16 protein-coding genes, 1 rRNA gene and 1 other annotated feature are annotated in these 15,844 nt (G+C 42.0%); of the genes, 2 read left to right on the forward strand and 15 right to left on the reverse strand.

Going from position 1 to position 15,844, the window contains the following annotated elements; translation table 11 throughout:
* From LPAF129_RS10395 to LPAF129_RS10435, 9 genes are all read right to left on the reverse strand, one after another.
* Positions 1-60: ribosomal RNA gene (locus LPAF129_RS10395) — 16S ribosomal RNA — on the reverse strand; the annotation flags it as partial.
* 726 nt (positions 61-786) lie between these two features.
* Complete coding sequence (tyrS, locus tag LPAF129_RS10400; RefSeq protein ID WP_244056944.1) at positions 787-2,040, reverse strand: tyrosine--tRNA ligase; 1,254 nt, start codon at positions 2,038-2,040, stop codon at positions 787-789.
* A gap of 129 nt (positions 2,041-2,169) precedes the next feature.
* Positions 2,170-2,358, reverse strand: a binding site (T-box leader).
* 41 nt (positions 2,359-2,399) lie between these two features.
* Entirely contained in the window at positions 2,400-2,858 is a 459-nt protein-coding gene (locus LPAF129_RS10405) for a Fur family transcriptional regulator (protein ID WP_244056946.1), read from the reverse strand.
* Between the two features lie 136 nt (positions 2,859-2,994).
* A complete protein-coding gene (locus LPAF129_RS10410; RefSeq protein ID WP_244056949.1) occupies positions 2,995-3,585 on the reverse strand; it encodes a metal-dependent hydrolase in 591 nt (196 codons plus the stop codon).
* 17 nt (positions 3,586-3,602) lie between these two features.
* On the reverse strand, positions 3,603-6,740 hold the full coding sequence (locus LPAF129_RS10415) for an AAA family ATPase (protein ID WP_244056951.1): 3,138 nt from the start codon (positions 6,738-6,740) through the stop codon (positions 3,603-3,605).
* Positions 6,727-7,863: an exonuclease SbcCD subunit D gene (locus tag LPAF129_RS10420; protein ID WP_244056953.1), complete on the reverse strand. Its 1,137-nt coding sequence runs from the start codon at positions 7,861-7,863 to the stop codon at positions 6,727-6,729. The genes LPAF129_RS10415 and LPAF129_RS10420 overlap by 14 nt, the downstream gene beginning before the upstream one ends.
* 179 nt (positions 7,864-8,042) lie before the next feature.
* The gene (locus LPAF129_RS10425) at positions 8,043-9,263 is read right to left on the reverse strand and encodes an RNA-guided endonuclease TnpB family protein (protein WP_244056955.1); all 1,221 of its coding nucleotides are present in this window, start codon (positions 9,261-9,263) and stop codon (positions 8,043-8,045) included.
* 184 nt (positions 9,264-9,447) lie between these two features.
* Complete coding sequence (locus LPAF129_RS10430) at positions 9,448-9,855, reverse strand: hypothetical protein (RefSeq protein WP_244056957.1); 408 nt, start codon at positions 9,853-9,855, stop codon at positions 9,448-9,450.
* Between the two features lie 51 nt (positions 9,856-9,906).
* Positions 9,907-10,080 carry a hypothetical protein gene (locus LPAF129_RS10435; protein WP_244056959.1) on the reverse strand — a complete coding sequence of 58 codons (174 nt, stop codon included), beginning with the start codon at positions 10,078-10,080 and terminating at the stop codon, positions 9,907-9,909.
* Between the two features lie 336 nt (positions 10,081-10,416).
* On the opposite strand from LPAF129_RS10435, the gene LPAF129_RS10440 reads away from it, so the two are divergent.
* Entirely contained in the window at positions 10,417-11,145 is a 729-nt protein-coding gene (locus LPAF129_RS10440; RefSeq protein ID WP_244056961.1) for a GntR family transcriptional regulator, read from the forward strand.
* 117 nt (positions 11,146-11,262) lie between these two features.
* Here the strand turns inward: LPAF129_RS10440 and LPAF129_RS10445 are convergent, their stop codons facing one another.
* The 6 genes from LPAF129_RS10445 to LPAF129_RS10475 form a co-directional block, all read right to left on the reverse strand.
* Positions 11,263-11,580: a type II toxin-antitoxin system RelE/ParE family toxin gene (locus LPAF129_RS10445; RefSeq protein ID WP_244056963.1), complete on the reverse strand. Its 318-nt coding sequence runs from the start codon at positions 11,578-11,580 to the stop codon at positions 11,263-11,265.
* Positions 11,577-11,882, reverse strand: a complete 306-nt coding sequence (locus LPAF129_RS10450) for a type II toxin-antitoxin system RelB/DinJ family antitoxin (RefSeq protein WP_244056965.1) — start codon at positions 11,880-11,882, stop codon at positions 11,577-11,579. The genes LPAF129_RS10445 and LPAF129_RS10450 overlap by 4 nt, the downstream gene beginning before the upstream one ends.
* A gap of 316 nt (positions 11,883-12,198) precedes the next feature.
* A complete protein-coding gene (locus LPAF129_RS10455) occupies positions 12,199-13,416 on the reverse strand; it encodes a tyrosine-type recombinase/integrase (RefSeq protein ID WP_001291561.1) in 1,218 nt (405 codons plus the stop codon).
* 81 nt (positions 13,417-13,497) lie between these two features.
* Positions 13,498-13,701, reverse strand: a complete 204-nt coding sequence (locus LPAF129_RS10460) for an excisionase (protein ID WP_000814511.1) — start codon at positions 13,699-13,701, stop codon at positions 13,498-13,500.
* Between the two features lie 460 nt (positions 13,702-14,161).
* Positions 14,162-14,392: a helix-turn-helix domain-containing protein gene (locus LPAF129_RS10470; RefSeq protein ID WP_000857133.1), complete on the reverse strand. Its 231-nt coding sequence runs from the start codon at positions 14,390-14,392 to the stop codon at positions 14,162-14,164.
* On the reverse strand, positions 14,389-14,811 hold the full coding sequence (locus LPAF129_RS10475) for a sigma-70 family RNA polymerase sigma factor (RefSeq protein ID WP_000804885.1): 423 nt from the start codon (positions 14,809-14,811) through the stop codon (positions 14,389-14,391). Before LPAF129_RS10475 ends, LPAF129_RS10470 begins: the two co-directional genes overlap by 4 nt.
* 504 nt (positions 14,812-15,315) lie before the next feature.
* Between LPAF129_RS10475 and LPAF129_RS10480 the strand changes: the two genes are divergently transcribed.
* Positions 15,316-15,669: a helix-turn-helix transcriptional regulator gene (locus tag LPAF129_RS10480; RefSeq protein ID WP_001227347.1), complete on the forward strand. Its 354-nt coding sequence runs from the start codon at positions 15,316-15,318 to the stop codon at positions 15,667-15,669.
* Positions 15,670-15,844 lie beyond the last annotated feature (175 nt).

Genomic DNA, 15,844 nt, shown 5'->3' on the forward strand with positions numbered 1-15,844 from the left:
TTGCATGTATTAGGCACGCCGCCAGCGTTCGTCCTGAGCCAGGATCAAACTCTCATTTTAAAGTTTGTGACTCATAAATTTTACTAGCGAAATTGACTTCGCAAATGTTTTTTGCACTTATCATAATGATAAGTGACCTCACACATTTGATTTGTCGAAACTTTGTTCAGTTTTCAAAGATCTACTTAATTACTAATCGTTGTTGCCAAAGTGACAACTTTATTAGTATATCACGCTGATTTAGAATGTCAAGAAAAAAATTTAATTTATTTTTTCAAGTTCATTTGAACGCAGCGGTTAATTTCAAGAAGTTAACCTCGCCTCAATCAGCATATATAAATATACAGTCTATTTAACGATTCGTCAACCACTAATTTAAGTGATGAACTCCGGCTTTCAACCAATTTTTATCCAAATTCGAACTTTATGTTATTTATAAATATAAATATTCGTTTTTAAAAGAAACGAGTTCCTAATTAAGTGTAATTTCATCTACAAGCACACTAAAAAACTTTTTAAATTATTTTAATTTCTTGAACTTCTGCGCAAATTTTGCCTGTTCTAACCACACAAAAACAATCTCCACCCTAAAGTTAGTTTCATTCACAGCAACTATTCCTCTAACTTGTTGTCCCCTCCTGACCCAAAATCGTTCTTTACCCGCAATGAATTTTTATCCACAAAAAAACTGCAGTCAGGATAATTACCTTTTAAGATTGAAAAGATAACTATTCTAACTGCAGTCGCTTGCTTTGCTACCATATAGTAGCTGATTGACAAACTATTCTATTTAACGTGGGCTAAGAAGTACTTCTTCTTACCACGACGAGCGATCACAAAGCGACCAGCAAACATTGCTGCTGGGTCGATCACATGCTCAACTTCGCGGATCCGGTCACCATTGATCCGAATCGCACCATTTGTCACGTCTTCACGTGCTTGACGCTTAGATTTTTCGATCCCTGTTCCCACTAACCAATCTACAATATTAGTTGGTTGGCTTGAGCATTCAACCGCTGGCATATTCTTAAAGCCTTGTTCAATATCATCGGCCGTTAAAGTTTTAACATCGCCAGAAAAGAGCGCTGCAGAAATTCGTTCTGCTTGTTCAACCGCTGCTTGACCATGCACAAAAGCAGTCACTTCTTGGGCTAACTTCCGTTGAGCTTCACGCTTTTCAGGTTGGTCAGCAACCTTTTGTGCTAACTCAGCGATTTCTTCTCGGGATAAGAAGGTAAAGTACTTCAGGTATTTAACCACGTCGCGGTCATCTTGGTTTAACCAGAACTGGTAGAATTCGTATGGGGTCGTCTTCTTTGGATCCAACCAGACAGCTCCGCCAGCGGTCTTGCCAAACTTAGTACCGTCAGCCTTAACCATCAATGGAATTGTCAGTCCATACGCCTGTGCATCCTGACCTTCCATTTTATGGATCAAATCGATGCCGGCCGTGATATTCCCCCACTGATCGGCACCACCAATTTGCAACTGAACATCATGTTCTTGCCAGAGGTGATGGAAATCAACTGACTGCAAGATCTGATAGGTAAATTCAGTAAAGGAGATCCCGCCTTCCAACCGGCTAGCGACAACTTCTTTATTCAGCATCGTATTGATGTTAAACAGCTTACCGTAATCCCGCAAGAAACTTAAGAGATCAATTTTAGATAACCAGCTGTAATTATTAACGATCGTAATATTATCGGCACCAAATAAGTGCTTCATCTGCGCTGTCAAAGCATCTTCATTATGGTGCACAGTTTCCATTGATTGTAAGACCCGTTCAGAACTCCGACCAGATGGATCACCAATTGAACCAGTTCCCCCACCAATCAAGATATGTGCGCGGTGTCCGGCCATCTGGAATCGTTTCAGCATCATAAAGGGGATCAAATGCCCAATATGTAAACTATCCCCAGTTGGATCAGTCCCACAATACAAGCCGACTGATTTGTCAGCCAATAACTTAGTTAAGCCGGCTTCATCCGTCACTTGGTTAATGGCGCCACGCCACTTTAATTCTTCTAAAATATTTTCCATGTTTATCATCCTCTCTATCTGATTCCAACTACCCTCGTAGCTGACTGCAGGGTTCAGGCACACCCTAACCTTAGTCCACCCCACGAAACAAACTTTAATTGCGAAAAAAAGTCCCTGCTGTCGTTAGACATCAGGGACGAAATTTTCCGCGTTACCACCCAGATTACCGCATAAGCGATCTCCTTCAGGATCGATAACGGGATCAACCGTCTTTGCTCCGTAATGTACTTCGGTTTTCTGGGTAGGCTGATTTGCAGCAACCATCAGCTTTCTTGAACTAGTGACCAGAACCCTACTATGTTACTTCACTGCATTATTCAATCTATCCTATGCTATCCAAAACTAAATGTCAAGCAGCCTTATTTGTTAGCGGCCTTTTGACGTTTTGCTTGGCAAGCAGGGCACAGACCGTAAACTTCATACTGACTATTATAAATCTCGTAACCTGTTTCAGCGGCGGCATTAGTTTCCAACTGCTTAAAGTGAGCATCGAAAACATCCACGATCCGGTTACAGGACACACAAATCACGTGATAGTGCGGCTTGTTTAAGAAATCATAGCGCATATGACCACTATTATCTGGTGCAACTTCAGTGATCAGTTTGTTTTCCTGTAACAGTTCTAAGGTATTATAGACAGTCGCCAAACTGACGCTAAAACCACTTTTTCTAACATGATCATAAATCATTTCGTTTGATGGATGTTCATGCGAAGTCATCAAATATGCCAAAATAACTTGACGTTGGGGAGTATTTTTAATGCCGTGCGCCTTCAAATTTTCAGCGGCAGTCACTAAAACTTCCTGATTTCTAAGCATAAAGTGACCTCCTTATTAGTCTGCAAAAATTTTGTTTTTGGAATTTTTAAAAAATACTTTTTACATTGTTATTGTAGCACCCTTTGAAATTAAAAGTCTATCAAAAAAGCTGGGTCGCTCTCACTTTAAGCTCAAACTAGCCGACAAATGGTAACCACCGGCTGCCTGTTTGGAGCCACTGCTGCAGACTTCGGACGTATTTGCCCACGCCAAATGAATCCAATTGACCCAGCCACAACATCCGCAATTCAATTAACAGTACACAAATCATTAGTCCTAAAACTAAGTATTCCCCTAAACTGCCAGTTTGATAGGAAATCAGCTGCTTAGCCGCGTGCTTGGTGGGCCTTTTTTTAGGCCAAAACCAGTTGACTCCTTCCTTAGAAAAGCTATCCTCTAGCAGATGGCACAAACAGCCGAAGGTCAGCCAAAAGGGAGCGAAACTACCCCGACTTGTCAGGTAATGGGTCGTAATGATCGCCATCAGCCAGTAGACTACTACCAGTGCCACTATCGAATGGGTCGCTTTCCGGTGTCCAAAGGCCTTGTTAGTTAGATTACTGGCAATTTTGTTTCTTTTCCCTAAAAAAGATTGGGGGTGATCAATATCCGGCAACAAACTGCCGAGACTCAGCAAGCCAACATTCAACAGGTTGGCCTGCCCGCTGCTGGCTAATAGCGGCACCCCTAAAACCAAGGTCGTTACAAAATGTGTTTTATACTCCATCGCTCTTTTACCTCAACCTATTCTCCACTTTTTGCAAACTCATGGCTGTAATTGATCTTACTGCGCCCATTGACTGAGGTCACATGCAGCTGGTCGGGAATTTCTGTCCGTAATTCAGTCACATGGCTAATGATCCCGATCAACCGATTCTCCCCTTCGATTTCTCGCAAGGCATCCAAAGCGACTTGCAAACTTTCGGTATCCAAAGAACCAAAGCCTTCATCGACAAATAAAGCTTCGACACTGATCCCCCCGGCTTGAGCGGAAACGACTTCGCCTAAGGCTAGTGCCAAACACAAGGCTGCAATAAAGCTTTCGCCCCCCGACAAGGTGTGCACGGAGCGGATCTTGCCGGCATTATCATCATAGATATTTAGTTCCAGTCCAGTCTTAGAGGCGTAACTTCCAGCCTCTTCATCCAAACAAAAGCTGTACCGGCCAGCCGTTAGCTCTGCAAAACGCTGGTTAGCGACCACAATGACCTGTTTGAAATAGGACTGCAAAACGTAACGCTCCAAGTTTAACTTCAGATGCCCCTTACCGCCGACAACTTCGGCCAGTTCGTTCCACTGTGCATTTTCGTTTAAAGTCTGACGGTAATTCTGCCAAATCTTGGTGACCTGAAGCTTAGTAGCTTGATTTTCCTGGTAACGGTGGTCCAGTTCACTGCGTTTGTTATACAGCTCCTCTTGTTTCTTCATTAACTCTGCGATTTGCTGCTTAGTTTCTGCAATTTTTGGTGTCTCCTGGTCACCGATCCGCTCAGCTAGCTGCTTTTGGGCCGTCTGGTTAATAGTCAGCTGATTATTATACTTCGCCAACTCTTGCCGCAAACCTGAGAGCTGCTGGATCTGTGTTCCCCAGTTTTGCAACTCAGCTAATGTGACCGGACGAGTATAGGACGTCAACGCCGCTTGCAGGTCCTGATTTGCCCGCTGTTCTTTAACTTGGGCGGTTTCAAATTGCTCAACACTAGCCTTAAGTCCAGCTTTAACTCCGGCCAAGTCACTGTGTAATTGGGTCAAAGCCGCCTGAACGGTCTCTTTGTCATGCTCATAAGTCTCAATTTTCTTGCGACAGTCAGCCAACTGTTGCTGTAATTCTTGGCTGGAGGCATAGCCCGCCGGTAAGAGGGCAGTTTGCTGTTCGATCGTTACTGCTAATCGTTGTTCAGTTAATTGCGCTTGTTGTTTTTCGTGCTCGGCTGCTTGCTGAGCAGCTGCTAACTGCGGTGCCTGTTTGCTGAGAGCTGCCAACTGGTCGTTTAGCTGCTGTTGCTTGGTCAACTGCTGTTGATACTTAGCTTTAGCGGCAGACAATTCCTGCTGCTGTTGCGTCACGGCCACAGTCACTTCTTGCTCGCTGGCAGTCGCTGGTAATTCCAAGCGGACCGCCAAAGCCTGTTGTTGTTCGGCCATTGCGGTAGTCTGCTGGTTCAGTGTTTCCGTTTGTGCCGTTAAACTGCCTTGTGTCGTATTTACCACTGCCGCTGCTTGTTGAGCACGTTCCTGCGCCTGTTTGACAGCCTCTTTCGTGACGGTCGGTGCCGTCGTTGTGCTGCCTGCCGGATGCGGGTGATCTGTCGAGCCGCAGAGTGGACAAGGAGTTCCCGGTTTTAACCGCGCCGCTAAGCTCACGATCTGATTTTGCGCATACTGCGAGTCAAGTTCCAGATAATCTTGCTTGGCCTGTTGCGCTCGAGCCTCGAGTTGGGCTAATTGTGCTGTCAAAGCTGCAAGTTTTTGTTGCGCCGCGCCTTGCTTGGCACTGGCCTGCTTAAATTCGGCCAACTGCTTTTTAGTCTGCTCGAGTTTAGTTGTGCTAGTTTGCAACGCTAATTCCTGGGCATGCAAGTCGGGAATTTCAGCAAGCTGCGTCGTTAATTGTTCTTGTTGTGTAGCATTTTTAGCCAGCTCGGCTTCAATTTCGCTGACTTTTTGCTGGTGGGCTTTGACCTGAGCTTGGACGGCTTGTTGCTGTTGCTGCAATTTTTCCACCGTTTGGTAGAGGTCGACCTTGTCGGACAGGCGCTCTAGCTGGCTGCGCATGTTTTGGATCTGCGGTTCTTTTTGGGCCAGTTGTGCTTGCTGGTCAGTGGTTGCGGTTAAACTAGCAGTTAGCTGCTTTGCGCGTTGCTGTTGTTCGTCTTTTTTAGCGGTCAGCTTTTGCTGGGTCAGCTGGGCATCCGCCAAATCTTTCAACAGGTCGCGTTGCTGGTTGGCCCACTCCAGGTCAGTGATCTGGCCTTGCAGCTGGTCAAAGTGCGGTTGTTTGGCAGCCAGAGCTTGGCCTTCTTTTTGCAATTCAGCTAATTTTTGCTGGTCGGCTAACAAACTTTCCTGACTTTGATATAAACGGTCCAACTTAGTTTTTTGCTGGTCATTTTCCTGCGTTTGCTTGCGGTAGTTTTCTAAGAGCGCAGCCTGTTGTTCTAATTCTGCTTGCAGCTTTTCCAGCCAATCTTCCACACGCAAATCAGTTCCATCTTCGAGCGGTTCTGCAAAATGTGCCTGTTTTTGCACGTTTTGCAACTCTAGCAGCTGCCCTTCAGTTGCTTCTTGGCGCTTTTTAGCCCGCTCCTTAATGTTTTCCACAAAGCTCTGATAAAACTTGGTCCCGAATAATTCGCGTAAGACGGTCTCCTTGGAATTACTATCGGCCGCCAAGAAATTACGAAACTGCCCCTGCGGTAAGAGAACGATCTGGGCAAATTGCTCGGCGGTCAGATTTAGCAGTTCACTAATGAAAGTGTTGGCTTGGTTAATTTTATCGATTTCTTTTTTCTCACCAGCGAGATCCTTGTAAAGCAAAGAAACTTTCGCGGCCCGCGTCGTTTGCCCATTGCCCCGTTTAGAAGCCACAGTCTGCTTGGGCGAACGAGTAATTTGGTAGGTCTGTTGATGATCTTCAAACTCGAAGGTGACCGATGTGGGTTCCTGGTCACTCGCAAAGTCAGAACGCATTTCTTCGGCGCCCCGTTCGCCGCCGGAAGTTTGACCAAATAAAGCAAAAACCATCGCGTCAAAAATCGTGGTTTTCCCCGTCCCGGTTTTCCCGCTGATCAAAAAAACTGGTGCATCAAAAAATTCACTAAAATCAATCGTTTGGTCAACATAGGGGCCAAAATTATGCATCTCTAGTTTAATTGGTTTCATCTTGATCTCCCTTCTTCAACTCTGCCAGACTTTCCTGCACGATTTTTTTCTGCAATTCTGTTGGCTGCTCATCCGTCATTTTGGTAAAGAAATTTTCAAATAAGGCCAGTGGAGCAAGGTCGGTCAGCACCACATCATCGTCGTTGACCGTCAGACTTTCTCGTCCATTGACCCGCGTTAAGGTCAAAATTCTCGGATAGTAGTTGCGTAACTTATTTAAGACATCTTCAATTACGGCACGGTCTGTTAGTTTGATCACCACATAGTCGTCATTAGGGATCGAGTGGTACAAAGCCGGATCTGTGAGTTCTGCATAAGAATTTTCCAAGATTTGAATATCATTTAGCGGCCGTAACGGCACCCATTTGGCAGCATACGGGTCAGTATCAACGATCCACACTCCCTTTTCAGTCTCCGCTTCGCTCGCCGAAAACTTGACGGGCGAACCAGCGTACTGGATCTTTGGGTGGTGCAAGGCGTTTTTGTCATGCAGGTGTCCAAGAGCCACATAATCAAAGACTTCTAACAAATCGACTGGGACAGCATTCAAACCGCCGACCTCGATCTTGGTTTCAGAGTCGTGGTGCGAACTGCCAGCCGCAAAAAAATGGGCCACTAAGACATGCTTTTTGGTCGGGTCGAATTTCGTCACCATTTCGGCCACGGTTCGTTTCATGATTTCAGGAAGTTCCTTGAGTGAGTCGTCTTCAAAATAATTTCTAGCCTGCTGGGGTTGAAAAAACGGCAACAGGAAAAACTGCGTATCCGCCAGCGTGACGGGTTCAAACGCACCCGCAAAAGTTGTGTTGAGATAAAACTGGGTCGCTGTATACCAGTCGCTGCCTGTTTCTAACCGGGTGGCCGAATCATGGTTGCCGCTGATGGCCAACAACGGATATTTCTCTTGCAAATTAAGTTCCTTTAACATCCCGTTTAGCATCGCAACGGAATCTTCACTAGCTACCGCCCGGTCATATAGGTCCCCGGCGATCACGATCGCATCCACTTTTTCTTGCGCCGCAATTGTTTTAATTTGTGTAAAAGCATCTTGTTGTTCCGCTGCCAAACTAAAAGCATGCAGTTTTTTACCGATGTGCCAATCTGCTGTATGTAAAAATCGCATTAAGTCTCCTCCATTCTATTCAAACGTTAGTTCCCTTTATCATAACTTGAACTACCATCCTTTAAACAGGCTGGATTCTGGGAACACAGCAAACTTATCGGTTAGATCACTCTAACTAAATAGACAGCGGTCACTGCTATTTACCACGGTACGTTCCATACCTTAATTTCAAAACTCGCCTAAACGAGTACTTTTTCTTTTTCAATTTGAGCTAGTCCACGGTGCAGAATATTTTGACTAGCATTAATATCACGATTTAAGTGCGTTCCACAGGTTGGGCAATCCCACTCTCGGACGGCTAACCACTCATGCTGATTTAAACTGTCAAATTGATGATTTTTTTGCCCACACTGATGGCAAATGCGACTCGTGTTTTTAGGATCAACAAAAATTAGTTGCTTTCCATACCAGTCACACTTATATTTCAACATGGTAACTAACTTACCCCAACCAGCGTTAGATATCGCACGAGCCAGATGACGGTTTTTCAGCATCCCTTGTGTGTTAAGTTTCTCTACCACGATCACATCGTAATTTTGTACTAACTGGGTTGTCAGCTTTTGTAGTCGGTCATAACGACGCTCACTGACTTGACGCTTGAGCTTAGCCACTGTATGACGGGCCTGTTGGTAGCGCGGAAACTGTTTTAGACTAGTCCGTGGCAACAAGAGCTTTTCGTGCTTATCAAAAGCCATTTCTTTCTGGGCATTTCGTCTGCGACGAGCCATTTTGCGTTCCCAGATTCTAACTTGTTGTTTAGCTTCAAGGTCAAAATGCATCATATTAACTTTTTGCCCATTCGACAAAATCATTAGGTCATCTAGTCCTAGGTCAATCCCCACTACTTGATTAGTTTTATCCTTGGGCTTGAAAGCTTGTTTTTCGCTTTCAAGTAAGATAGTCGCATAATATTGACCTTGCGCATTGATCCGAACAGTTACACGTTTGATTTTGCCATTTAGTATTCGGCCAGCCCGAAAATAGACGTGCCCGAGCTTGGGCAGTTTTAGGTGGTGATTGTCAATGACTTTGATATTCTGATTGACTGCTTTAGTTGTATAACTCTGGGCATAGTCTTTCTTACTTTTAAACTTTGGATGGCCGTTCTCGAGTTCCGGGTCAAAGAAACGTTGAAAAGCGTCGTGCAAATGATCATTCGTTGCTTGCAGTGCAGTTGAGTCAACGTCCTTTAACCACGGGTATTCTGCTTTTAAAGGCTTTAGCATTAAATTCATCGCATAATTATTTTGATACTTAGCCTGAGGATTATTTTTGTAGCGCTCATTTTGCATGGCCAACATTTGATTCCACACAAAGCGCGTCGAACCAAAAGTTCTGCTCATTTGGCTAATTTGTTTTTGATTGGGATATAGTCGAACTTTAAAAGCTATCACAGCCATTGATCTCACCACCTTTTCTTTAGCATAGAACTTTATTAGTTTAAAACAATGTATAGTTTTAAGTAGCATACGATGTATGAACCAGCAATTCATTCCTCGACTAAAGTCAGGGGGATTTCACCAAAAGCATCAGTAAATAAAAAGAGCATCACTGCCCTTTTTTGTGATACTATTCTGCCGTTGCTCAGCCTTGATTCAAAATGGCTTCCAAGCCGTCATTATAAGCTGTTTCAATTAAAGCAGTGGTCTCGTCTGCTGGCAAATCAATCAAGCGTTCATCAAAATTCGGGAAGATCTGCTGGGAAATAAAGTCCAATAATCGGTCGTGCAAACGGTCGATCTCTACGGTATCTTCTTCGCTTAAAATAAAGGTCCCGCTTTCATCGAGGCGGTCCTGGGCATTGCGTAGTAAATCCATCGCCGCAAACATCCCGGCTGCGTGGGCGCTTTCTTTCAAACACGCACTCAATGGTTGGGGGACCCCCAAATATTCAATAAAAATTTGTTGTTTTTGTTGAAAAAGGTCGAACTGTTTTTGCATAAAACCGCTAAAACGTGGATCTTGCGGCTGTTGATTTTCATCTGCGTGCATTCCAAACACTCCTGTCATTTTTGCTTACTGTTTATTATACCCTATCTACCGTTAAAAAATGGAATTAACCCCGTGTGCTGGTAAATAAATTTCAAACAACACGTATAAACCGATCACGATACAAAAAGCTCCCAGTACAAATAAGAGATCACGGACGGCACGCGCCTCTTTGTCTTTCATATTTGCCGCGCCAATGATCATTAACAAGCCCACTAGACTCAGCATTAAAATAATTATTATTATCGATAACCGCACAACTTACACCCACTATTCTTTGTAACTTCGTACTCTAATTATAGGCAAATTTTACCCAAATTAAAGCAGTAAAACAGTAGATTTAAGAAAAAATTCCTAATTTGATCCCAGCAGCCAAATAAACTAGCAGCCAAGCACTAAAGGGAACCGTTTTTTAGGACTTTCACCCCTAGCTTAGTCATTTTTTTGCAGCTAATGCTTGTCCAAATCACAGGCTTGTGGCACACTAGAAGGTAGGAAATCATCAAGTACGACCAGCAAATTAGCTGGTGCGCAACTTGTTGCAATCAGTAAAAGGAGAACGTCATGACCGAACTTGTATATCAACAGATCATTGCTGATCTAAAAAAAAGAATCTTTGCCGGAGAGTTTCCCAGCTTACATTTGCCAGACGAGCGCTCCTTGGCAGAGCAATACTCAGTGAGCAGAAGCTCGGTCAAGCGTGCGTTGACTCGGATGGCCAGCGATGGGATCATTTTCAAAAAACGCGGTGCCGGGACCTTTATTAACCCACTTTACTTAAAAAATGAATCAGTTTTCAACTATGAAGAAGGCTCTAACTTAGGAGTTTCGGATAATTTCCAGATGAACGGCCAACGTCCACAGATCAAAGTCCTGAATTTTGAAGTGATTCGGCCGACCGAAGAGATCCAGCGAGACCTCTTCTTACATCCTGACGACTTTGTCTACAAGATTGACCGTTTACGCCTATTTGACGACAAACCGTTCATGATCGAAACCGGCTATATTCCCATTAAGATCTTGCCCAGCCTTTCTTTAAAGAAAATTGAGGGCTCCATTTTTAACTACGTTGAGCAGGCCTTTGGGCAAACAGTCTCGAAATCGTTTCTGTCGATTTTCGCCGAACCATCGACCAAACTTGACCAGCAATTATTAAACTTGACCCCCACCGAACCCGTGGGTGTGATGGAAGGAATCTTCTTCCTCAACAATGGGACACCGTTCGAGTTTTCCCGGATGCGGCTCCACTACCAATACATGAAATATAACACCTTCGTTAGTGTTTCAAACTAACAGTCAAAAACTGCCCGTGCTTGTCAGCAAACGGACAGTTTTTTTATATTCGAACTAAAAGTGCGCAGCATTGAGTGGTTAACTGTCATTGCGAACACTGTTTTCCCAAAACAACGGTCACATCTTCAATTGCGACTCAATATCACGTCCACCATCCATGATCCTAATCACCGTAATTGTTTGCTGTTCATTATCTGGCAGATAAAATGCCAGGTAATTCCCCATTGGTAACATCCGCAAACCTCGACTTTTCCAGGGCTCTTGATCATATAAACGATGTCCTTCAGGAAAATCTGCTAAATTACTCAGATGATGTTCAAAGACAGAAAGTTGTTTTTCAGCATTCAGTGGTGCCTGCAACTCAAAAGAAATATATTCATATATTTCACGCAAGTCCATCTCTGCTTGTTCTGTTAAAATTATTTCAAACCTCATCTTTGATAGTCCTTACGAATACTTGCGAAAGCATCCTTCGCTGGGATAGTACGTCCAGCGAGCATTTGGGTATAACCTTTTTCAAGCTCAAGACTCATCTGCTCTGCAGTTAATTGTTGCATATTAACTATCGAATGCTGCGGGATTTTTACATCAAAAGGAAGCCCTTTTTGCAGAATAATTTGTTTATAGAACATATTAATTGCGTTAGATGCCGGAATTCCTAATGTCGCTAGAATATTTTCAGCCTGTTCCTTAACATCAGGTTCAATTCGAGCGTACAAATTTGCTGTTTTAGCCATGCGACTCACTCCTTCTTGAATTACTACTTTTCACTGTTATCTTAATTCATTGTACGCACAATAGCAATACAAATGCCTATTAATAACATTGTTACAAAAAAGCAGCAAACTAAGCTTAAAGTTTAAAGCTATTTTTTAAAAGAAACAAAGTATAAATTTCTAATTATCTTTTTATATTTTCTTAAATGCTCGTAAAGCCTTATTCTATGTGCTTTCGAGTATTTTTACTGTAGGAAGATACTTCACGTTTCTTTGCATATTTCCTCATGTCTTAGCTGTCAGAAGTGGTAAATAAGTAGTAAATTCATTTGTACTACTAAGCAACAAGACGCTCCTGTTGCTTCTCTTTATTCAAGCGTTTCATTTCTGCCATTGCAGAATCGAATGTTGCATGTGCGTAATAGTTCAGCGTCATGGCTATATTAGCATGTCCCATAATGTACTGTAATGCCTTTGGATTCATTCCTGCATTTGCATAGTTGGTACAGAATGTATGTCGCAAACTATGTGGAGTGATGTGTGGCAATTTATCCTCGTTATACTTATTGTATTTCTTAACAAGACCTTTCATCATGCCGTTGTAATCACTTGCCACTTTTGGATAGTTCTTTCTATTAAGAAAGAGGAAATCACTATATCCATCAATCTCAACACGCTTATCATTCTTTCGATTCGCTAACACTCGCTTAAATGCTTGATAGGCTTCTTCAACCATAGGAACTTGACGTTCGCCACTTTTGGTCTTTGGTGTTTCAATGTAGTACCCAATTTCAGTATCTCTCAATAGCTGATGGTCTATATTGACAAGACGATTCTCAAAATCTAAATCTGGAAGTGTCAAACCACCAAACTCTGAAATACGAAGACCTGTTTTTAAGAGTATCAGAATTTCATCATAATTTTTGCTGTAGGTTTTATCAGCTTTTGCAAAGGCTAACAGTTTTTCTTCCTGTTCTTCTGTTAGTACGGTCTTAGGGACAGTATCATCATCAAGAACTGCTTTCAGTTGAAAGTCAAATGGATTCTTCCGAACACAATCGTCTTGTATAGCAATATAGAATGAAGCCTTTAAAGAACGTTTGTAGTTATTGATGGTTTGATAAGCATAACCATTTTCACTCATTCTAATAGCCCATTCTTTAGCGTCTGATGGCTTAATACTGTCAATACTTCTTACACCTAACTTGTCTTTCTTCAAAATATCCATAAGATATTTGCGTCCAGTTTCAGTGTTTTTTCTAACCTTTGGTCTTTGAGCGTTCTGTTTTGCGTAAAGCTGGCAGAGTGTCATTTTCTTTCCTACAACATCAATACCATCATGAATGTCTTTCTGTAACTCTGCGATTTTCTCTCTAAGTGAGATACAATCACGCTTTCCTGCTGGTACTCGGTCTGTAGCCACAAGTTTCCACGAGTAAACAAATTGCGGTTCTCCAAATGAATCTATATATTTGTATAAGTATCTTCCGTCTTTTCGTTGGCTCTCTCCAGTCTTTAAGATTCGACCTTTATTGTCACGTCTTTTTTCTGACATGGCATTTGCTCCTTTCCTTTATGGAAAGAGCCTTGATACGACTTAATACTATTTTATCATATACAAGACCCTTTGGCGACGCTAGATTGCGTCCAATGTATCTATAATTTTTTCAAATTGTTTTCGTTTAATCTGAATACGATTGCCATTCATAATCAGCCAATTTGCATTTTTATTTTCCTCTGCCAAGCGTCGTAGCTTGTTTTCGCCAATACGAAAATATTTTGACGCTTCTTCAATGGTTAGGGTATAACGTTCCCAAATAGGAATGTCAGTCTGCTTCATAAAATCCTCCTTTCCAAATCACTTATTTGGATTTCATAAAAGTTGTTTTACCAGCAATCGAACAGCTTTAGCAAAGCTCACGGGAGTTCCACCCCTGCATGGTTCTCATGTAGCCATACTCATTGCCTGCGACGGTTTTATCACGCTCGGACTATTGACTGTATGGGAGTATCATTATCACGATAAGAATGTCGTTGCAGGCAATCCTGCTAAAGATTGCTTCTCGGATCACTAACATGAATCGCTCGCTATCTTTATAAGATAGGTCATGGCGGTTAGTTCCGTTGGCTCTTTTCTTATCGAAACGTATTCGATTACTTTTATTCAGTTTTCAAAGAACAATGGCTCGTTAGCCTATCAAAACACATTGAAAGCTCAATATGCTTTGGTGGAATAACAAACCTCCCTGTTCGGGAAGCGTGGAATGGTTTAGCACGCTTCCACGAAAGGAGAGAGGATATTACTTAATTTCAAATGACAAAATCTTTGTAATCAGTCTGGTTTCCATTCTTCCACGTAAGACTTCATCAACGACCATACTTTGATTGCCATATTCATCTTTCATAAGTCGTAGGGAACGCTTCGTTATGTACCCTCTGTAATGATGTAGAATCTGGTTAATCGCTTCGGTATCGCCATCTGTTGCCTTTACAATGAGAGGAAAGGGAATCATAGGATATTGTGTTTTCATTCTTCAAATTCCTCCATAAACTTTTTAATTAAGGCTAGTCCACTGGTTCTATGCCGATAGACAGTAGAACGGTTCAATTTCAACAGGTCTGCAATTTCTGAATCGCTCATGTCCATAAAGTAAAACAGCAGTAGAATTTCACGTTTCTTGTCTGGCAACTCACGTAATGCTTCACTCAACAAATCATTTTCAACGCCTACTGATAACCCATTGAGTGTAAAAATCTGAAAGTCAGTTGAATAGTTATCTGTTGTCGCAAACTGGCTAACAAGATAATCGCCAACATCCGAAAAGGACACCTCACGCTTTGCAATCCTTGAAAGATAAAGCATATAATTCTTTCGCTCGTCTTCCATAGCACGTTTACAGATATAGTCAAACTGATTTTCTATTGTGGTCTGAAAAGAAGATGGTTTCATGTTTCTCACCCCCTTTCTGTCTAGGAAAGGAAGTGAGCCTTGCTCGTTTATCTCCTTTCACTCTTAGTCCCAATGTGAAAGGGGGATTTGTTGCATTACTGATAAATAAACTTTGTAAAAAAGTTCTGAATAGCCAAAAAAGCATATAAACAGATTTATTTCTCTGTTTACATGCTTCTGTTATTCTATCTATATGATTTATAAAACCACATTGGTGGACGTACTTATCTATTGCAGATAGACGACTTTTTTTGACAAGAACCCAATGTAAGGAAATTTATTGTATATGATGTACTTCATGGCGACGTTGACCTCCAACAAACCGCCATTTGGAAGTAATATACAATATTTTAACAGCGTAAATAGCACTACCATATAACGGTTTTTTTTATTGGCGTTTAGTAGTGCTTTTTATTAAATATAAACCTATAAACCATATAACACGTTTTTCTATACCTGTTTTTAATTCAGTAGGAACAATAAAATGTATAGAGGTGGTCTACTATGCGTAAAAAAGAAGATAAATATGATTTTAGAGCCTTTGGTTTAGCCATTAAAGAAGCTCGATTGAAACGAGGTTTAACTCGTGAACAAGTGGGAGCATTGATTGAAATTGACCCACGGTACTTAACTAATATTGAAAATAAAGGGCAACACCCCAGCATACAAGTTCTTTATGACCTTGTATCGTTACTTCATGTTTCCGTTGATGAATTTTTCTTACCTGCTAATAACTTGGTAAAAAGCACCCGACGATTACAGATAGAGAAATACATGGATAGCTTTACAGACAAAGAACTATCCTTAATGGAATCTTTAGCCAGCGGTATCAACGAAGCAAGAAACATCGAAGACTAATTAAAAGAATCCATACATAACGGAAAGAGCCGATAAAATGAGATTGTATTAATCTCATTTTATGGGTCTAAACTTTTTAGTGTTGATGAGTTGATCATCAGCACTTTTTTTCTACGCAAAAAGGACATCATTTGTCCTCGTGTGCTACGATTAAAGTGTCTAATTAAAATCAAAG

Source organism: Ligilactobacillus pabuli (genome assembly GCF_022836475.1).
In the GTDB taxonomy this organism is placed as follows: Bacteria; Bacillota; Bacilli; order Lactobacillales; family Lactobacillaceae; genus Ligilactobacillus; species Ligilactobacillus pabuli.